General features: G+C 58.4%; 2 protein-coding genes. Both read right to left on the bottom strand.

Annotated features, from left to right (window positions below; translation table 11 throughout):
- Positions 1-935: 935 nt before the first annotated feature.
- Positions 936-1,208: a hypothetical protein gene (locus tag ACR652_RS09895; protein WP_434506346.1), complete on the bottom strand. Its 273-nt coding sequence runs from the start codon at positions 1,206-1,208 to the stop codon at positions 936-938.
- A 364-nt stretch (positions 1,209-1,572) separates the two neighbouring features.
- The gene (locus ACR652_RS09900; RefSeq protein WP_434506347.1) at positions 1,573-1,938 is read right to left on the bottom strand and encodes a VOC family protein; all 366 of its coding nucleotides are present in this window, start codon (positions 1,936-1,938) and stop codon (positions 1,573-1,575) included.
- Positions 1,939-2,336 lie beyond the last annotated feature (398 nt).

Genomic DNA, 2,336 nt, shown 5'->3' on the forward strand with positions numbered 1-2,336 from the left:
GCCGATCCCGCCGACCCTCCGGCGCCGTGGACGGCCGCCAAAAAGCGGAGGCGCCGATCGAGACATAGGCTGATCGCCATGCCCGCCAGACTGGGGAATTTTACTTAGGCACTTCTGGGGAATTTAAAATCGGCATTTACACTTGGCAAAACAAAGCCAAGGCCAATTCGGCGACGGCGGAAGGCTTGACGAAGAAATCCGTCCGGTCGATGAGCTGCTTCCGCGTTTGCGCTGGCGCGAACCTCACCCACATCTCCGGTACCGCGCCTATGTTCGCATCCGGGAATCGGTCAAGCAGGCCGCGAAATCCATTGGCAGGCATTACCGGGAGGCTGGATTGCCGCCGGCGGTGCTCTGGCCCGCCACCATATCGTTCAAGCTGGTCGCTTCCCAGTGGCGTCCTCCACCCAGACCTCGCATCCGGTCGCCCTCTCTTCCTTCACAATTTCTAGGGCGCGTTTGGGATCATCGCAAATGATCGTGTGCTTGACACCCGGAATGTCCTTGGCTTTGACAAAAAGATCCACGGCTGACCTTCAAGAGCTTTTGATGTCAGCGCTGAACAAGCGCTCCACAAAAATTAACGCTCGTTAGCGCGCGGGAAACGTTGGCCGTTCTTAATCGCATTGGCGGAAGCAGGTGCGAGTCGTAGGCGCGCGTATGCCTACCTCCGTTGAGGCCCGGCCCTTCCTGCCGCCGCTTCTTCGGCTCGGAGAAATGAAGAAAATGAGCTGCGGCTAGGATCCTCGACTACGAGGATGCAGGATTTACTTGGTGGGCGCCCGGCTTGCTCCAGAGAGAGGGAGCTCGCTATTGAGCTTGAGAGCGAACGCAAATCGCTGGGCAGAGGTTTTCCGCCGAGCGAGCGGCTTCATGCTGGCTTCCCGTCAGCGCCTCCTCGGTAATCGGGCGCGGCTCCGAGAGCCCGGAAAATATCAGGAGGTTGCCTTGGCGATCAGGGCGTTCAGCTTCTCATCGAGCGCCTTGGCAGCTTCTAGGAGCGGTGGATTCTCCTCAATAACGATCAGAGACGATGGGAGAACGTAGGTGATCGTGGCGCCCGGTCCCCTCTCATTCTCGGCGACCAAGACCTCCACCGGGGCGAAAAGGCCCCCCTTATGTCGTGGCGGATCATAGTAACTGCGATTAGCGGATTGCGGAGAATCAAGCGTATAAGGTGCCGATTTATGCCCAACCTCGGCAGCCATCCTCCATGATCAAGCTCCTGGAAGAGCATAAATGCGCTCCCTCCAACAAAATGACCTTGGACTTTCGCAATGAATTCGGCTTCGGTAGTCGCCTCCTTCGCAAGGGTCACAACCTCGGGCACGCTTGCATAGCCCATTTGTCCCCGTAGCCGGCTCAAGACGTCGTCGAACGATACCAGCGTGTCGACCTCGACCCGTATGCCTTGGAACGCCTTGGTCGAGATGATCGGATTCCGCGCTATGTTGCGATAGTTGTGGTCCTGGATGCCGGGGACGACGACGGCCCTTGAGAAAGAAGCTGAAGGCGCTCGATCTTGCCGATCGTGCGTGATGATGGGGCCCGGCGCTTCCCGGCGCCTGCCCCTCACTGCGGAACCGTCATGAGCTCCATGAGATGGCCGTCCGGAGTCTCGAAATAGACGCCCCGGCCGCCGCCCCAATTGTTGAGCTTTCTGTCGTCCCGGCTCCAGGGCGCGCTTCCAAAACCTATACCCTTATCCTTGACCCTCCCGAGAATGGCGTCGAATTCGATGTCGCTGACGTGAAAAGCGTAGTGCCGCGCTTCAAACGACGCCGCGTCCGCAAATAACAGCGTCAACGTCTCATTCACCCGCACGAGCGCAAAATGGTCTGCATCCGCAAAGACCAAACCAAAGGTTTCAGCAAACCAGCGCGCGGCATCCTGTTTGTTGTGAGCAGGAACGATCGTGTGGTTGAGCGTGATGGTCATCGCCTCGTCCCAAAATTCCGCCATCCTTGATGAGAAGTGGGATCGCTGGCGCCGAAATCACGGGCATTGTCCGCCAATCTTGCAAGTGGCAATGCCCGAGTTCGCGCCCCTGTCGCGACCGCCGGGAATAACAATCTATGCGTTTTTGCGCTCGTCGCCCCGTTTTGAGACAGGAAAGCAGATGATCCGCAAAGCGCAAGCTCTATGGCGGGGCTCCGGCCGAGACGGAACCGGCGAACTTACGAGCGCGTCTGGAACGTAAGCGCTGTTACGGCCCCACCTTCAAACGCGAGATGAAAGCGGCGAGTCTGATCTCCTGATTTGGAGATAAGGCTCGTGTCTAGACTTGATCCATCGATTGAGCCTAACGGCTCCGGGGTGCGGCGCATCGAGGTGAT

Source organism: Methylocystis sp., assembly GCF_051061225.1.
In the GTDB taxonomy this organism is placed as follows: Bacteria; Pseudomonadota; Alphaproteobacteria; order Rhizobiales; family Beijerinckiaceae; genus Methylocystis.

Excerpts from the sequence above, each read along its gene's own strand:
- ACR652_RS09895 (WP_434506346.1), bottom strand. The coding sequence starts at position 1,208 with ATGGCTGCCGAGGTTGGGCATAAATCGGCACCTTATACGCTTGATTCT.
- ACR652_RS09900 (WP_434506347.1), bottom strand. The coding sequence starts at position 1,938 with ATGACCATCACGCTCAACCACACGATCGTTCCTGCTCACAACAAACAG.